Genomic DNA, 15,445 nt, shown 5'->3' on the forward strand with positions numbered 1-15,445 from the left:
TGATTCGTGAGAATAGCCCAGAATTATCTATCCCTGCAAAGTCTTGGTTTTATCCTAGGCTCAACGAGGGGGGATTCTTTACCAAGGCTTCTGATGATCAGTCATTCTCACAAATAAAGACGGACTGCTATATAGTTTGACGAACAATGTTGAAAATTTGATCCTGACGGGAATCAGTGATATTAACGGAACTGGGAATGCCCTCAATAACACCATCATCGGCAATGCGGGCATTAACACACTCAATGGTGGGATGGGTGATGACTATTTAGATGGTGGGGCTGGGGCTGATAATCTTGTCGGTGGGATCGGTAACGATACTTATTTAGTGGACAACATTGGCGATCTAGTCACGGAGACTTCCACTATAACCACTGAGATTGACACCGTTTATGCTTCAGTCACCCATACCCTGACCAGCAATGTGGAAAATCTGTTTTTGACGGGCACATCTGCTCTCAGCGGCACAGGAAATGCTTTGGCGAATACCATGACGGGCAATACAGGCAATAATACTTTGGATGGAAGTTTTGGGGCAGATGTTCTTTTAGGTGGGGATGGCAGCGATCTGTTAATTGGGGGGGCTGGGAACGATAATCTTACGGGTAGCAACGGGAATGACTTTTTCCGGTTTAATGCCCCTACCGAAGGGATTGATACCCTTACGGATTTCAGTAAAGTGTCTGGGAATACGGATAAGATTCACATCCTTGGTAGTGGGTTTGGCGGTGGTTTATTACTAGGTACATTGGCTTCGTCTCGGTTTATTCTGGGTACGGCGGCCACTAACACCAGTCAGCGGTTTATTTATGACCAGGGAACAGGCAGCTTGTTCTTTGATGTGGATGGCTTAGGGGGAACAGCTCAGGCACAAATTGCCACTTTGACTAGCCTGCCTAGCTTGACCGCCAGTGATATTGTCGTTATTTAGAATCTCTGTCCTGGCCAGATTTATTCCCATCCATCTTGGGTCGATAGTTTAGCCGTTAAGTTTGACTCCTGATATTCTGTTGATTCTCAACTAGGGGCCTAGATCTTCATTGATCTGGCCCTTTTTTGGTGGTTGAGATTCTAAGGGATGAGTTCCGGGGCCTAGCTGCCCTGGTCAATTTTTATCCTAACAATAATAATTTAGCTATACCCCTTGTCAGTGAAAATTTGACTCTTCAACCTAAAGAAATATTGAGTTGGTTTATTGCACGATTGAAAGGGGCCTGTCTCGAAACCAAATGCCCTGACCCCGTTTAACTATCCGAATTAAAAGTGCTTCGGGCCTGTAATGAAGCTCTTTGCAAGTATTTATACTAACGAGGACATTTCCGGACTGGTTTCCACTTTACTCAGAACTCGTGGTTTTAATGTCTTAACCGTGCAGGAGGTAGGAAATATTTCTAACAATAGTAAAGAACAACTTTATGTCTGATCTCTGCACATTCCTAAGGAAATAGTCTTTATAAAAAATTGGCCTGGGAATGCTTATCCCGTTCAAAGGATTCACACAACCAGGCCCCGTTCAAGAACTTTTAAATTAGGAGAACCTAACCTAAGAGAGCTTCGGCCTTAGCCAAAACATTCTCCACCGAGAAGCCAAATTTCTCCATAACTACACCACCGGGAGCAGAAGCCCCAAAGCGATCAATGCTGACCGTATCGCCTTCCGTCCCAACATATTTATGCCAGCCAAAGCTCGAACCAGCCTCCACAGATAACCGCTTGGTCACGGCTTTCGGCAAGACAGACTCTTTATAAGCTGCATCTTGGGCTTCAAACAAGTCAAAGGAGGGCATCGAAACCACCCGGACTTTTTTACCCGCAGCCGTTAATTTCTCAGCTGCCGTTGTGCAAAGATTCAATTCCGACCCTGTGCCGATCAAAATCAATTCCGGCGTGCCATCACAATCCGCCACCACATAGGCCCCTTTGGTCACTCCTTCAATGGAGGTTGCATCTAAGTTAGGCAAGTTTTGCCGGGAGAAAGCTAAAAGGGTGGGTTTGTGTTCCTTGGCCTGGTTAATCGCCACATAGTAGGCCCCAGACGCTTCGGTACCATCGGCCGGCCGGATCACGGTTAAGTTGGGAATTGCCCGTAAAGACGCTAGAGTTTCAATCGGTTGGTGGGTGGGGCCGTCTTCCCCTTGGCCAATCGAGTCGTGGGTCATCACCCAAATCACACCGGCCTCAGACAACGCAGATAAGCGAATTGCCGCCCGCATATAGTCGGTGAAGATTAAGAAGGTAGCTCCGTAGGGAATCAAGCCCGAACCATGCAAGGCAATCCCGTTACAGATGGCACCCATGGCGTGTTCCCGCACCCCAAAGTGGATATTCCGGTTTTGGTATTGCCCTTTTTGGAAATCCCCATAGCCCTTGATCTCGGTCAAGTTGGAGTGGGTCAAGTCCGCCGAGCCGCCAATCAATTCCGGTAACACAGGTGCAAGTTTATTCAAGCAGGTTTCAGAATGCTTCCGGGTCGGGAGGGCCTTATCAGCAGCGGTGTAGGTCGGCAGCACACTATCCCAATTGGGGGGTAACTGCCCAGAAATTTGCCGCTCAAAGGCCGCCGCTTCTGCTGGATACTTGGCTTTGTATTGGGCATAGGTGGATTGCCATTCAGCCTCGTAGCTGGCTCCCCGTTCAACGGCTTTGCGCATATGGGACAAGGCATCAGCCGGAACTTCAAAGGGGGCAAATTCCCACCCCAAGTTTTCCCGCATTAACTTGACTTCATCACCACCCAAGGCCGCACCGTGCACCCCGGCTGTATTGGCCTTGTTAGGGGAGCCATAACCAATCGTGGTCGTGACTTTAATCATGGTCGGTTTGTCGGTGACGGATTTAGCGGTTTCGATGGCTTTGGCAATGGCCGCAATATCGGTGTTGCCGTTTTCCACATGGAGGACGTGCCAACCGTAGGCTTCAAACCGCTTGGAAACATCTTCCGTAAAGGCCACATCGGTGGAGCCATCAATGGAAATGTGGTTGTCGTCATAGAGGGCGATTAGTTTACCCAGGCCCCAGTGACCGGCAATCGAGGCCGCTTCTCCAGAAATCCCTTCCATGTTGCAGCCATCACCCAAAATCACATAGGTGTAATGGTCAACTAATTTGCAGTCAGGCTTGTTATAGGTGGCGGCTAAATGGGCTTCGGCAACGGCTAACCCAACCGCATTGGCAATGCCTTGACCGAGGGGGCCCGTGGTGACTTCTACACCCGCCGTTTCAAAGTTTTCGGGGTGGCCGGGGGTGCGAGATTTCCACTGCCGAAAGTTTTTGATATCGTCAATCGAGACACTGTCATAGCCTGTCAAATAGAGCAGGGCATACTGGAGCATACTGCCATGGCCGGCGGACAAAACAAACCGATCTCGATTAAACCACTGGGGATTTTTCGGGTTAAACCGCATGAATTGGTCAAAGAGGATAAACCCCATTGGCGCGGCTCCCATGGGTAAACCGGGGTGACCAGACTTGGCCTTTTCCACGGCATCAACCGCAAGAAAGCGAATGGAGTTAATACAAAGTTCTTCGAGGGACTGAGTAGTGGCGACTGGCATGATGCTTCTGGAGTGGGGTATGTGGACAACGAGAGGGAAAATTACGGATCAATCCCAGGCCATTCCGAGGGAAAACTTAGGATGACTTATAGTAGGTAATAATACTTAACAATGCAGGGCTGATCAATCTATCCCAAGGGTATCATGGACTGTCTCTCCCTCAACTCTGGAAAAATATCGGGCAGATCAAGGTAGATGACCTATTCAAAGCAAAGGGGGGCAAACAGGTTCGCAACGGGCAGGGAAAATCCTCTAATGACATCCTCGCCATCGAGAACATCCCCTGACTTCAGGAGCCGATCTGGTTCTTGGGCAGAGTGATAGGTCAACACAAAATGTTCGTTGGGATTAACCACCCACACCAGCCGGGAGCCATTGTCAAAATACTCAACCAACTTTTGATGCATCTCTTCTACAGTGTTGCCAGGAGACAGTATTTCAACCGCTAGGTCTGGTGCACCCTCAAGAAAACCAGCAGGCAACTGCCTCATCCCCCGCAACCGTTCCTTGGCAAAGAAAGAAATATCAGGTGAGCGTTTATTCCCGCTTTTCATCTTGAAGGCTGTGCTGGAGTCAAATAATATTCCGAGTTGTTGGTCATTGACTGCACCAAATAGAGCGGAACTGAGAATTATGGCAATTTGACCATGTATGGCTTCTGAATTTCCCATGTCCACTAATTCTCCGTTGACGATTTCATAGTGATGTCCGTCTTGAGGCAGGGCCATGAAGGCTTCATCTGTCCAGGCCTGGTTCTCAATTTTTAATTCACCAACGATAGACATATATCACCTCCTAGCCGGTGTCATGTGGCCCTTAGGCTGAAGCAAAAACTCTGGCCTGATCCTTGCCCAACAGATGATCAGGGTGCAAGCAATCACCTGTGAGCTTTTCGATTGGAATGATGGCAAACTCCCCATGAGGTAGCTTCATCAGACTGGCCAAACCTAGGAATAATTATAGGCATTGCCCCTATTACTGCCAGATTAGCCAGGCCAGGGGATGATACTTAAAGGCCATATTTTTAGCCCTGGTTGCAAATCATGATCAGCAAGGAGGAGGTGTCCCGATGGTGAGTCGTCCCATGACAAAGCCCTTAACAGTTGGAGAAAAGCTGGCTTTTGGGGCCGGGGACTTAGGCACAGCCATTACGGCCAACATTCTTGTCTTTTTTCTGCTGATCTTTTTTACCAATGTGGCGGGGATGAATGCCGGCCTGGCAGGTAGTGTCCTGATGATTGGCAAAATTTGGGATGCAATTAACGATCCAATTATTGGGGTCTTAAGTGACCGCACCAAAAATGCCCGTTGGGGTCGCCGTCATTCCTGGATGTTTTGGGGGGCCATTCCCTTTGGCTTGACCTTCTTTCTGCAATGGATCATTCCCACCGATAACCAATGGGTACTATTTGCCTATTACGTCTTGGTTGGGATTTTGTTTAATACCTGTTATACCGCTGTGAACTTACCCTACACGGCGATGACCCCAGAGATGACCCAAGACTATAACGAGCGCACTAGCCTAAATAGTTTTCGGTTTACGTTTTCCATTGGTGGCAGTATTGGCTCACTGCTTTTAGCCCAGGTCATTTTTCAGCAGGTGAAAGACCCCGTTAACCAATATCTGATCATTGGCCTGGTCACGGCGATTATTTCGGTGTTGCCTTTGTATTGGTGTATTTTCGGCACCCGCAACCGGATTAAAGCTGCTGAAGCCATTCATTTAGCTGCCCCTGTCCAAGCGCAAATTCCCTATCGGCAACAACTCAAGCTGGTGTTTAGCAATCGGCCTTTTGTCTATGTGATGGGGATTTATTTGTGTTCTTGGTTGGCAGTGCAAATTACGGCTTCGATGATTGCGTTTTTTGTCATTGATTGGATGAAACTGCCTGCGGCGGCGGCAACTCAGGTGGCTTTGGCAGTGCAGGGAACAGCGTTGGTGATGTTATTTGCCTGGAGTTGGTTTAGTAAACGCTATGGCAAAAAGGCGGTCTATTTCTTTGGGATGGTGATTTGGATGATTGCCCAGGCCGGGTTATTTTTCTTGCAGCCCCATCAAGTCGGGTTAATGTATGGGATGGCAATTTTGGCGGGGGTTGGGGTTTCCACGGCCTATTTAATTCCTTGGTCTATGATTCCCGATGTGGTGGATTTGGATGAACTCAATACGGGACAACGGCGGGAAGGGATTTTCTATGGCTTTATGGTGCTGTTGCAAAAAATGGGGCTGGCCTTTGGGTTATTTATTGTTGGGCAAGGGTTAAATTTTGCCGGATTTATTTCCTCGGGGCCTGGAGACACTCCACCAATTCAACCGGACTCTGCCTTATTAGCCATTCGGTTAGCCATTGGGCCAGTTCCGACTGTGTTTTTAGCCTTGGGGATTGTCTTGGCCTATCTCTATCCCATTACTCAGGAATACCACACCCAAATTCTCCTGCAACTCCAATCACGGCACCAGGCCAACGCGGAAGAGGGCTAACCCCAAAATCTCGACTTAGGCTACGGGGGGAATATTGGCCAGGTCAAGAATTTGCGGAATCAGATCTTCCCGGCGCACAGCCATTAAATGCACCCCCTGGCATAGGTGTTGGGCCTGTTGGACTTGTTCGGCGGCAATTTTGATTCCTTCTTGCAATGGCTCCGGGGCCTGGGCTAAACGGTTAATAATCGCATCTGGAATATGAACTCCTGGAACGGCTCGGTTAATAAATTGGGCATTTTTCGCTGACTTGAGTAGAAAAATACCCGCTAAGATGGGTTTCCCGCAACCTAAGGCAATTTGATTCATAAATTTATCGAGGCGATCAAAATCCGTAATCAACTGGCTCTGGAAAAACTGGGCCCCGGCGGCTAGTTTGCGCTCAAAGCGTTGTTGCAGGCCAGACCAACTAGGAGACTGGGGATCAATGGCGGCTCCGGGAAAGAGTTGGGTTTGCTGATCGGGTAGGGGTTTATCGTTGCTATCTAAGCCTTGATTGAGTTTGCCAATCAGTTGTAGTAAGCGTACTGACTCAAGATCAAATACAGGCCGGGCCTGGGGATGATCGCCTGCTTGAATGGGATCCCCAGTTAAGGCCAGCACGTTTTGTACCCCACAAGCCGCCGCCCCCAAGAGATCGGCCTGGAGGGCAATTCGATTTCGATCCCGGCAGGCCACTTGATAGATCGGCTCTAAGCCCGCTTGCTTTAACAATATGGCGGCCACTAGGGAACTCATGCGCATCACAGCCCGGCTACCATCGGTGATATTAATGCCATGAACTCGGTGTTTGAGGAGGTGGGCATTGTCCATCATCTGCTGGGGGTCGCTGCCTTTGGGGGGGCAAACTTCGGCAGTAATTAAAAATTCTCCCCGTTGAATGGCTTGCTGGAGTCGGGATGGGGGAGTGATGGACATGTGATTAGTTGGGGCTTGAGTCGCGAGATCATCGGGTGCAACCTTGATCTTACCGCCTGCGTTGATGGGCGAATTGAATTAATCGAGACTTCTGCAAAGCTCTAATCACTATTGGCTGGGTTAAGGCCTGGGGATGACGTGATAGCGATCTTTAGCATCCAATTTTACCTCTCCATAAAATTAGGTCGAGGCATAGGTTAGGGCCTAGGGTATTAACCAGGCCTGGTAATGCGATCTGGACAGTATCCCAAATCACTTGAATATCTAAATCATCATATTCATAGGTTAAACGATTCCGCATTCCAATAATTTGTCGCCAGAATATTTTGGATATTGTAGCTTGAGTTTCTGGTGAAATCCGCCGAGTCGCTTCTCCGATGATGGTAAATTGGTGCATGACCGTAGCTTGACACATTAAGTCTTGTTCAAATGTTTCCCAGTCGATACCTTCAATAAAGCCTTGGGCTAATGTTGCTGCTTCTAACATATCCTCCAGGTAGTTGAATTCACGGGGCAACATAGATCACTTGGGCTGAATTGAAGATAGACTGGCGACGATTTACGTTTTGACTGTCTTCGATACCCCTACGACTCACTAGGTCAACTTTACGGTGCAAGATTTGCTCAAAATCATCTTGCATATCAATCCAATCAAACAGAATCCAGTGAGCATCTTCAGTAAAAGAAACAAGTAGATCAATATCACTCTGATTCGGATTAAAATCATCTCTTAGGATAGAGCCAAAGACTGTAAGTTCTTTAATTTTCCAATGCTGGAATAACTCAGGAATCTGACTCAGATCAACTAAAGTCTGTATTCTGTGATTTTGAGTTGTGAACATAACCATGCATCTCTTGAAAATTACCCATTACAACTCTGATGCTAGAACTTTACCTTCAACAGGTTCATATTCATCTTCCAATAACCAGGCCTGGGCTTCTTCGTAGCTGGCACAACTAAAAATTAATTTATAATTTTTGCTGGATTATAAATGTGGTAACTACCTGATGGTGAGCTTAACAACAGCAATAAGTAGGGCGGTGTCAGCATGGCATCCATCCAAACCTCAGCAGAGGCCCATTCACTATTGGCTGGGTCGAGGCCTGGGGATGACGTACCTTGATAAATCGGATGTGGCATAGGTTAAGGCCTGGTGAATATCTTCATCGTCAAGTTCAGGAAATTCCTGAAAAAGCTCCTGCCGATCTGGGTAAAGGGCTAATAGTTCCAAAATCCTCCGCACGGTTAAACGCATATTACGAATGCAAGGTTGACCATTATTTGAGCAGGATTGCTAGTGATCCGATCTAATTTCATAAACTAAGTTCCAAGGAGTATTTACAAAAATATTTCACTGTTAATTTTGAAGGCTTTAGGCTGAAATTTTGCGTCATTCAAAATAAAAATATTCTCCCGGTTCGAGCAAAGACAAATAATCCTTTGCGATTATAATCATAATTTAGGAGCAATAATTACCTTGACCATGAAATCATCTTTGTCTTTTCTTAAATCGTTTTCAAGCGCAGAGGGATTTTTAATTAAATGATCTGGATCATAAACAAAGCATATGAGTTTCTTGAAATCCTGATAAGTTTGGTAACCTTCAATATCAATAATTAGTTGTTCACCGACTTCCTTATCTTTCAAATTAGGTCGAGTTTTCTTGACTTCAATGATAATTTTCTCATTCTTTAATAAGAAGTCCACTCGTGAACTACCGCCAGCGTAACTTGGTGTCCATTCTTCAGGTCTGATATCATCAAACTCTAATAAAAGTAAGGCATGAAGTAGATACTGAACATCATACTCATCCATAATTTCAAAAGGTTTTTTATTGCGCTGGCGAGAACCTAGTTGTCTGGCAACCTTAGGAAAGCGACTGCAAATTTTTTCGACAATAAGTAAACAGTCTCTGTTATCTACTTTTCGTTCCAAGTCCCAATAATCATTGATTTCATCGATAAACGACTTGAGTATCGACTCAGCACGAGTGAGACCATTTCTGTAGACCTTGTCATATTCGTAGTCTGGAGTATTCGACATTAGAATACCTAAATCATAAGAAATATTATTGAAATCATTTATATGCCTAGTATTCTCACTAAATATCTTCTCAATCAAAATCTCAGTATCTCGATGCCACTTATCAAAGTCTGGACAAAACCTAGGCTTTCTCATTAAATCCTCTATAGCTTTGATTTGACGGTTAAATCTTTGAAGAGCATCTTCTTTTGAAAGCATAGCTTTATATTCAACTTCGACGTGATTTTTGCAAGTTAATTAACTATAAATTACTGATAACAGGGAACAACTGGTTATAAGCACAGAGAAAATTAAACAGAAGCCAATAACTTAGACTCCTCCTCAGCCGAAATTAACCGCCCTTCATCTTCAAAACCCACCACCTTGTCAAAGTATAAATAGCGATAAAGATCAGCCGCTAACGGGTCAATTTTCTTCGTGACAATGTTCATGTACTCCTCCACCGTGGGAATCCGCCCCAACAAGGCACACACCGCCCCTAACTCTGCTGAACCCAGATAAACCTGTGCGCCTTTGCCCATGCGATTGTTAAAGTTCCGGGTTGAAGTGGAAAAGACCGTTACCCCATCTGCCACCCTGGCCTGATTTCCCATACAGAGCGAACATCCCGGCATTTCTAACCGCGCCCCTGCCGCTGCAAACGTGGCATAGTAACCTTCTTCTTTGAGTTGTTGCTCATCCATCCGCGTTGGGGGAGCCACCCATAACCGGACTTTACAGGCCCCTTCCCCTTCCAAAACCTTAGCTGCCGCCCGATAGTGACCAATATTTGTCATGCAGGAGCCAATAAACACCTCATGGATGGGATCACCTGCACATTCCGACATCAGCTTGATATTGTCTGGGTCATTGGGAGCCGCCACGATCGGTTCTTTGATTTGGTCTAAATCCACCTCAATCACATCGGCATAGACCGCATCGGCATCCGCAGACAGCAACACAGGATTCGCCAGCCACTCTTCCATTTTCTTCACCCGCCGCAGAATCGTCCGAGCATCGCCATACCCCCGCGCCACCATGTTGTTCAAGAGGGCCACATTGGAGCGTAAATAGGTGGCAACGGTTTCTTCACTCAGTTTGATTGTGCATCCGGCCGCAGAACGCTCGGCAGTAGCATCGGTTAACTCAAAAGCCTGTTCCAACTGCAAATCCGGGAGGCCTTCCATTTCAATGATTTTGCCGGAATAGACATTAACTTTGTTTTCCTTAGCCACCGTCAACTTGCCCTGCTGCATCGCCACATAGGGAATCGCATTGACAATATCCCGCAACGTCACGCCTGGCTGTAATTGCCCCTTAAACCGCACCAACACCGACTCCGGCATATCCAAGGGCATTACCCCCAAGGCCGCCGCAAAGGCTACTAATCCCGACCCGGCTGGAAACGAAATCCCCAAAGGAAACCGCGTATGGGAGTCGCCACCCGTCCCGACTGTATCCGGCAACAACATCCGGTTTAACCACGAGTGAATAATCCCATCCCCAGGCCGGAGCGATACACCCCCACGGGAGTTAATAAAATCTGGGAGTTCTTTATGGGTCGTAATGTCCACCGGCTTGGGATAGGCGGCGGTATGGCAAAAACTCTGCATCACCAAATCAGCCCCAAACCCCAAACAGGCTAACTCCTTCAGTTCATCCCGCGTCATCGGCCCGGTTGTATCTTGAGAGCCAACAGTTGTCATTACGGGTTCGCAATAGGTTCCAGGTAATACTCCTGGCAATCCACAGGCCTGGCCGACCATTTTTTGAGCCAAGGTAAACCCGTGCGTCACTGTTGCCGGAATCCCAGGCCGGGTAAAGACAGGACTTGGTTCTAACCCCATCGCCGCCCGCACTTTATCCGTCAGAGTCCGCCCAATCAGCAAGGGAATCCGTCCCCCGGCCCGGACTTCATCGAGAATCGTGTCAGGTTTGAGTTGGAACGTGGAAATCACCTCCCCCGCCGTATTCTTAATCTCGCCTTGGTAGGGGTAAATCGTGATCACATCGCCCGTGTTCATTTGGGTCACATCGCATTCAATCGGTAACGCCCCCGAATCTTCCATCGTGTTAAAGAAAATCGGGGCAATTTTTCCGCCTAAGCAGTAGCCACCCGTGCGTTTATTGGGGACAAAAGGAATGTCATCCCCCGTATGCCAAAGGACAGAGTTAGTGGCCGATTTCCGCGAGGATCCCGTTCCCACCACATCCCCGACATAGGCCACCGGATGCCCAAGTTTCTTCAGTTCCGCAATGGTTTCCAAACTTCCGGGTTGGCGGCTTTCCAACATCACCGTGGCGTGGAGGGGAATATCGGGGCGAGTTGTGGCTAGAGGGGCTGGAGACAGATCATCCGTATTAGTTTCCCCAGGGACTTTGAATACCGTGACCGTAATTGCTGCGGGTAACTCTGGCCGACTTGTAAACCATGTGGCATCAGCCCAGGCCTGGAGTAGCTTTTGGGCCAAAGTATTCCCACTGGCGGCTAATTCTTGGACATCGTGGAGGGCATCATAAACCAGCAGGGTTTTACTCAGGGCGGTCATGGCCGTAGTCGCCAATTCAATGTCTTCGGACTTGAGTAACTCCACCAATGAATGCACGTTATAGCCGCCGAGCATGGTTCCCAGCAGTTCAACGGCGTATTTGGGGCTAATTAACGGGCTGGAAAATTCACCCTTGGCAATTCCCGTTAAGAACCCAGCTTTGACATAGGCGGCTTGATCCACACCGGGGGGAACCCGATCCCGAATTAAATGCAACAGGTAATCCGCTTCACCGGCCGGGGGAGATTTCAGGAGTTCACAGGCCTGGGAGGTTTGTTCCGCAGTTAGGGGCAACGGGGGAATGCCTAACTCAGCCCGCTCTGCTGTATGTTGCCGATAAACTGCCAAAACATCGAAATTTTCCACAACCAACCTCTCTCAAGGACGCAATAATCTTTAATCACCCAGTCTAACCAGGCCCTACTTTCCAGAGTACGACATCTCTCTGAGGGGCAAACTGTAGCCTAGGTTGCAATTGGGCCGGTCAAAGAAGCGGGAAAGGAAAGCCGTATAATTTGCGGTAGTTCAGCGTCAGACATTATCAAGGAAACTCATCATGGCAGATGTATCCATTGGGATTATTGGTGGCAGTGGCTTATACAAAATGGCAGCCCTCCAAAATGTGGAAGAAGTGACAATTGATACTCCCTTTGGCCCTACCTCTGATGCCTTGATTGTCGGAACGCTTGATGGTGCCAAAGTTGCCTTTTTAGCCCGTCATGGCCGCAATCACCATTTACTCCCCACGGAAGTTCCCTATCGGGCCAATATCTATGCCTTAAAAGCCATCGGGGTGAAATACATCATTTCCGCTTCGGCGGTGGGTTCACTCCAAGAAGAGGTTAAACCTCTGGATATGGTCTTACCGGATCAGTTCATTGACCGCACCCGCAGCCGGGTTTCCACCTTTTTTGGGGATGGGATTGTGGCCCATATTGGCTTTGCAGATCCGATTTGCCCGGCATTAGCCCAGGTGTTAGGAGATGCGATTAGCGAACTGAATTTACCAGAAGTAACGTTGCATCGGGGCGGAACCTATGTCTGTATGGAAGGGCCGGCCTTTTCCACATTGTCTGAATCTAATCTCTATCGGAGTTGGGGCGGAACCGTAATTGGGATGACGAATTTACCCGAGGCTAAACTGGCCCGAGAAGCCGAAATTGCCTACGCCACCCTAGCCTTAGCCACGGATTATGACTGTTGGCATCCTGAACATGACAGCGTGACGGTGGAAATGATCATTGGCAATTTGCATCGGAATGCCGCCAATGCCCAGAGCGTCATCCAGGCCACAGTTGCCAAATTAACCGCCAATCCCCCGGTATCCAAAGCCCATAAAGCCCTGCGCCATGCCATTCTCACCCCGTTGGATCAAGTTCCGGCGGCGACTAAAGAGAAATTGGGTATTCTTCTCAAGCCCTATCTTTAAGTCAGTTTGATTCTCTAAAATTCATCTACCCTGATGTTTCGTCCTCGCTGGCAATTTCTGTTAGTCGCAATCGCGGGCTTGGGCCTGGTTGGCCTGGTGGGATTATTGCTGTGGACAGAGGGGGCAACTTCACAAGACCAGGCCTGGGAACTCCTAGAAAATGTCATTATCACGCTTTTGGGAGAATATCCAGATCGACCGAAGACCCTAACTGGGCAGGTTTTGCAATTGCTCTTATTTATCTTTGGGACGTTTGTTTTTGGGGCAGTGATTGGTCGGGTTTCATCGTTTTTTGTGATGCGCTCGTTGCGGAGGAAAACAATAATGAAGCAATTTCAGGATCATATTATTATCTGTAATTGGAATCTCAAGGCGGTGGCCATTCTGCAGCAACTGATTGAAGCCAATAAACAACATCAGCGGGAGATTGTGATTATTTCCACGGCAGATGTGAAACTCCCCGAAGATCTACAAGCTCGCTCAGATATTCACCTCATCCAGGCCGACCCGACTCACCACGCCACCTTAGCTAAATATGGGGCTACCCAGGCCAAGTCGGTGATTCTCTTAGCCGATCAAGACAGTGCCAGCCCCGATGCGAAAAATGCCTTGATTGCCCTGGCGATTAAACATTTAGAAGAAACCCCAGGCCGGGAGCAAAATATCCATGTAGTTGCCGAGTTAGTCAATTTAGATCGACAGCGACATCTCAAAGAAGCAGGGGTTGATGAAATTATTTCGGCTCGGGAATACAGTTCGGGAATTATTGCCCAAAGTGCCTTATTTACGAATATGTCTGTGGTTTATCAACAGTTATTAACCTATTCCGAGGACACAAACGAATTTTACTTTATTGATCCGGATCGCTATCCATCCCAACTGATCGGCAAAACCTTTGAAGAACTCAGTCAATGGATTAGTCAATACAGCCGTAAACATCCTGAAAACCCAGTCTTGCTGTTAGGCGTTAAGCAGGCTAATGGGGAAATCTTGCTTAATCCCCGGCATAGTTCCTTTCAGCATTTAGAAGCCCAAGATTCCCTGATTGTCATGGCCTTTAAAAATGTGACTCGGCTCTCATAGAAACTTATTTTTCCTCAGAGCACTGTCTATTCTGTTCCGGTTTGCTATCACCCCAAAAAACCGAGTCAGAGAATTGATCCACCTAACCTGCGGCAATATAGGGATTTTGCAGTGCAGTAATTGGGATTTTAGACTGTCATAATATCTTTTTCTTTTTCAGACAAGTGATTCTCAATTTTAGCAATGTATTTATCGGTTAATTTCTGGATTTGGTCTTGGCTATCTTTTACCTGATCCTCTGAAAGTTCACCATTTTTCCCTTGTTTTTTGACCGCATCCACGGCATCCCGGCGAATATTGCGAATGGCTACTTTCCCTTCTTCAGCTAGTTTAGCCACCGTTTTGACCAATTCTTTGCGGCGGTCGGTGGTTAGAGGGGGAATATTTAACCGCACGGCTGTCCCGTCATTATTAGGATTTAAGCCGAGGTCTGACATCTGAATCGCTTTTTCAATCTGGGTTAAGCTGGAGCGATCATAGGGCTGGATGGTAATGGTGGTAGCATCGGGAGTGCTGATGTTGGCGAGGGAGCGCAAGGGAGTTTCGGTGCCGTAATAGTCCACGGTAATCCGATCTAATAAAGAAGCACTGGCCCGCCCGGTTCGGATTGAGTTAAACATCCGTTGGGTTGCTTCTACGGACTTTTGCATATGATCTTCAATTTCAGCTAACTTCACAGGTTCCTCCCACAAGCGTGCCAATTGCCTCACCCATCAAGGCGCGGTAGATGTTCCCAGGCTCACTTAAGCTAAACACCACGATGGGAATATCATTATCTTTGCATAATGCAATGGCCGTACTATCCATGACCCCTAAATTATTGGCAAGGGCGTGGCTATAGGTCAGGGTCTGAAATCGCTTGGCCTGGGGGTTCTTGCGAGGATCCGAATCATACACGCCATCAACTTTGGTGGCCTTAAAAATGACTTCGGCATCAATTTCCGCGGCTCGTAAAGCTGCTGTGGTATCGGTGGTAAAAAAGGGATTCCCCGAACCAGCCCCAAAGATCACAACCCGAGATTTTTCTAAATGCCGAATCGCCCGCCGCCGGATATAGGGTTCGGCCACTTCTTGCATGGCAATGGCGGTTTGGACCCGAGTGGGGATATCCATCCGTTCCAGGGCATCCTGTAAAGTCATCGCATTCATGACGGTGGCAATCATCCCAATGTAGTCTGCTGTGGCCCGATCCATCCCCGCCGCTGCCCCTTTCATGCCCCGAAAAATGTTGCCTCCACCCACGACAATCGCCGTTTGCACCCCGGCCTGGACAACTTGGGCAATTTCACTGGCAAAGGCCTGGACAATGGTGGGATCAATGCCATAGGCAAGGTCTCCCATGAGGGCTTCCCCACTAAGTTTGAGTAATACCCGCTGATATTTGCGTGTCATACAATCCCAGGCCAA

13 protein-coding genes and 1 pseudogene are annotated in these 15,445 nt (G+C 47.9%); 4 read left to right on the plus strand and 10 right to left on the minus strand.

The genetic code is table 11. The features are described 5' to 3' along the window. Positions 1 to 136: 136 nt before the first annotated feature. On the plus strand, positions 137 to 931 hold the full coding sequence (locus tag RIF25_RS06565; RefSeq protein WP_322877749.1) for a calcium-binding protein: 795 nt from the start codon (positions 137 to 139) through the stop codon (positions 929 to 931). Positions 932 to 1,538: 607 nt separating this feature from the next. Here the strand turns inward: RIF25_RS06565 and tkt are convergent. Both tkt and RIF25_RS06575 read right to left on the minus strand, forming a co-directional pair. After that, the gene (gene tkt, locus RIF25_RS06570; RefSeq protein WP_322877750.1) at positions 1,539 to 3,554 is read right to left on the minus strand and encodes a transketolase; all 2,016 of its coding nucleotides are present in this window, start codon (positions 3,552 to 3,554) and stop codon (positions 1,539 to 1,541) included. Positions 3,555 to 3,754: 200 nt separating this feature from the next. Further along, positions 3,755 to 4,339: a Uma2 family endonuclease gene (locus RIF25_RS06575; protein WP_322877751.1), complete on the minus strand. Its 585-nt coding sequence runs from the start codon at positions 4,337 to 4,339 to the stop codon at positions 3,755 to 3,757. A 284-nt stretch (positions 4,340 to 4,623) separates the two neighbouring features. Between RIF25_RS06575 and RIF25_RS06580 the strand changes: the two genes are divergently transcribed. Beyond that, a complete protein-coding gene (locus RIF25_RS06580) occupies positions 4,624 to 6,036 on the plus strand; it encodes an MFS transporter (RefSeq protein ID WP_322877752.1) in 1,413 nt (470 codons plus the stop codon). 15 nt (positions 6,037 to 6,051) lie between these two features. Here RIF25_RS06580 and RIF25_RS06585 read toward each other — a convergent pair whose 3' ends face one another. From RIF25_RS06585 to acnB, 6 genes and pseudogenes are all read right to left on the minus strand, one after another. Beyond that, positions 6,052 to 6,954, minus strand: coding sequence for a methylenetetrahydrofolate reductase (locus RIF25_RS06585; protein ID WP_322877753.1), 903 nt, complete (start codon positions 6,952 to 6,954; stop codon positions 6,052 to 6,054). Between the two features lie 151 nt (positions 6,955 to 7,105). After that, positions 7,106 to 7,474 carry a HepT-like ribonuclease domain-containing protein gene (locus RIF25_RS06590; protein WP_322877754.1) on the minus strand — a complete coding sequence of 123 codons (369 nt, stop codon included), beginning with the start codon at positions 7,472 to 7,474 and terminating at the stop codon, positions 7,106 to 7,108. Continuing rightward, entirely contained in the window at positions 7,461 to 7,796 is a 336-nt protein-coding gene (locus tag RIF25_RS06595; protein ID WP_322877755.1) for a nucleotidyltransferase family protein, read from the minus strand. Before RIF25_RS06595 ends, RIF25_RS06590 begins: the two co-directional genes overlap by 14 nt. 243 nt (positions 7,797 to 8,039) lie before the next feature. Beyond that, positions 8,040 to 8,272, minus strand: a pseudogene (locus tag RIF25_RS06600) (DUF433 domain-containing protein). Between the two features lie 135 nt (positions 8,273 to 8,407). Further along, entirely contained in the window at positions 8,408 to 8,890 is a 483-nt protein-coding gene (locus RIF25_RS17200; protein WP_407682350.1) for a PD-(D/E)XK nuclease domain-containing protein, read from the minus strand. Between the two features lie 398 nt (positions 8,891 to 9,288). Beyond that, positions 9,289 to 11,892 (minus strand): bifunctional aconitate hydratase 2/2-methylisocitrate dehydratase, encoded by a 2,604-nt coding sequence (gene acnB, locus RIF25_RS06610; protein ID WP_322877758.1) that lies wholly within the window; start codon positions 11,890 to 11,892, stop codon positions 9,289 to 9,291. 190 nt (positions 11,893 to 12,082) lie between these two features. Between acnB and RIF25_RS06615 the strand changes: the two genes are divergently transcribed. Continuing rightward, on the plus strand, positions 12,083 to 12,955 hold the full coding sequence (locus RIF25_RS06615) for an S-methyl-5'-thioadenosine phosphorylase (protein WP_322877759.1): 873 nt from the start codon (positions 12,083 to 12,085) through the stop codon (positions 12,953 to 12,955). A gap of 33 nt (positions 12,956 to 12,988) precedes the next feature. Beyond that, a complete protein-coding gene (locus tag RIF25_RS06620; RefSeq protein ID WP_322877760.1) occupies positions 12,989 to 14,038 on the plus strand; it encodes a potassium channel family protein in 1,050 nt (349 codons plus the stop codon). Positions 14,039 to 14,166: 128 nt separating this feature from the next. On the opposite strand, the gene frr is transcribed toward RIF25_RS06620, so the two are convergent. Both frr and pyrH read right to left on the minus strand, forming a co-directional pair. Beyond that, complete coding sequence (gene frr, locus RIF25_RS06625) at positions 14,167 to 14,715, minus strand: ribosome recycling factor (RefSeq protein WP_322877761.1); 549 nt, start codon at positions 14,713 to 14,715, stop codon at positions 14,167 to 14,169. Continuing rightward, complete coding sequence (gene pyrH / locus RIF25_RS06630) at positions 14,702 to 15,430, minus strand: UMP kinase (protein WP_015125587.1); 729 nt, start codon at positions 15,428 to 15,430, stop codon at positions 14,702 to 14,704. Before pyrH ends, frr begins: the two co-directional genes overlap by 14 nt. Positions 15,431 to 15,445: the final 15 nt, after the last annotated feature.

The sequence above is a fragment of the Pseudocalidococcus azoricus BACA0444 genome, assembly GCF_031729055.1.
In the GTDB taxonomy this organism is placed as follows: domain Bacteria; phylum Cyanobacteriota; class Cyanobacteriia; order Thermosynechococcales; family Thermosynechococcaceae; genus Pseudocalidococcus; species Pseudocalidococcus azoricus.

Bases quoted from the DNA above. Each gene is read 5' to 3' on its own strand.
- RIF25_RS06580 (WP_322877752.1), top strand. From the start codon at position 4,624: ATGGTGAGTCGTCCCATGACAAAGCCCTTAACAGTTGGAGAAAAGCTG.
- RIF25_RS06575 (WP_322877751.1), bottom strand. From the start codon at position 4,339: ATGTCTATCGTTGGTGAATTAAAAATTGAGAACCAGGCCTGGACAGAT.
- RIF25_RS06615 (WP_322877759.1), top strand. From the start codon at position 12,083: ATGGCAGATGTATCCATTGGGATTATTGGTGGCAGTGGCTTATACAAA.
- RIF25_RS06595 (WP_322877755.1), bottom strand. From the start codon at position 7,796: ATGTTCACAACTCAAAATCACAGAATACAGACTTTAGTTGATCTGAGT.
- pyrH (WP_015125587.1), bottom strand. From the start codon at position 15,430: ATGACACGCAAATATCAGCGGGTATTACTCAAACTTAGTGGGGAAGCC.
- RIF25_RS06585 (WP_322877753.1), bottom strand. From the start codon at position 6,954: ATGTCCATCACTCCCCCATCCCGACTCCAGCAAGCCATTCAACGGGGA.
- tkt (WP_322877750.1), bottom strand. From the start codon at position 3,554: ATGCCAGTCGCCACTACTCAGTCCCTCGAAGAACTTTGTATTAACTCC.
- RIF25_RS06620 (WP_322877760.1), top strand. From the start codon at position 12,989: ATGTTTCGTCCTCGCTGGCAATTTCTGTTAGTCGCAATCGCGGGCTTG.
- RIF25_RS06590 (WP_322877754.1), bottom strand. From the start codon at position 7,474: ATGTTGCCCCGTGAATTCAACTACCTGGAGGATATGTTAGAAGCAGCA.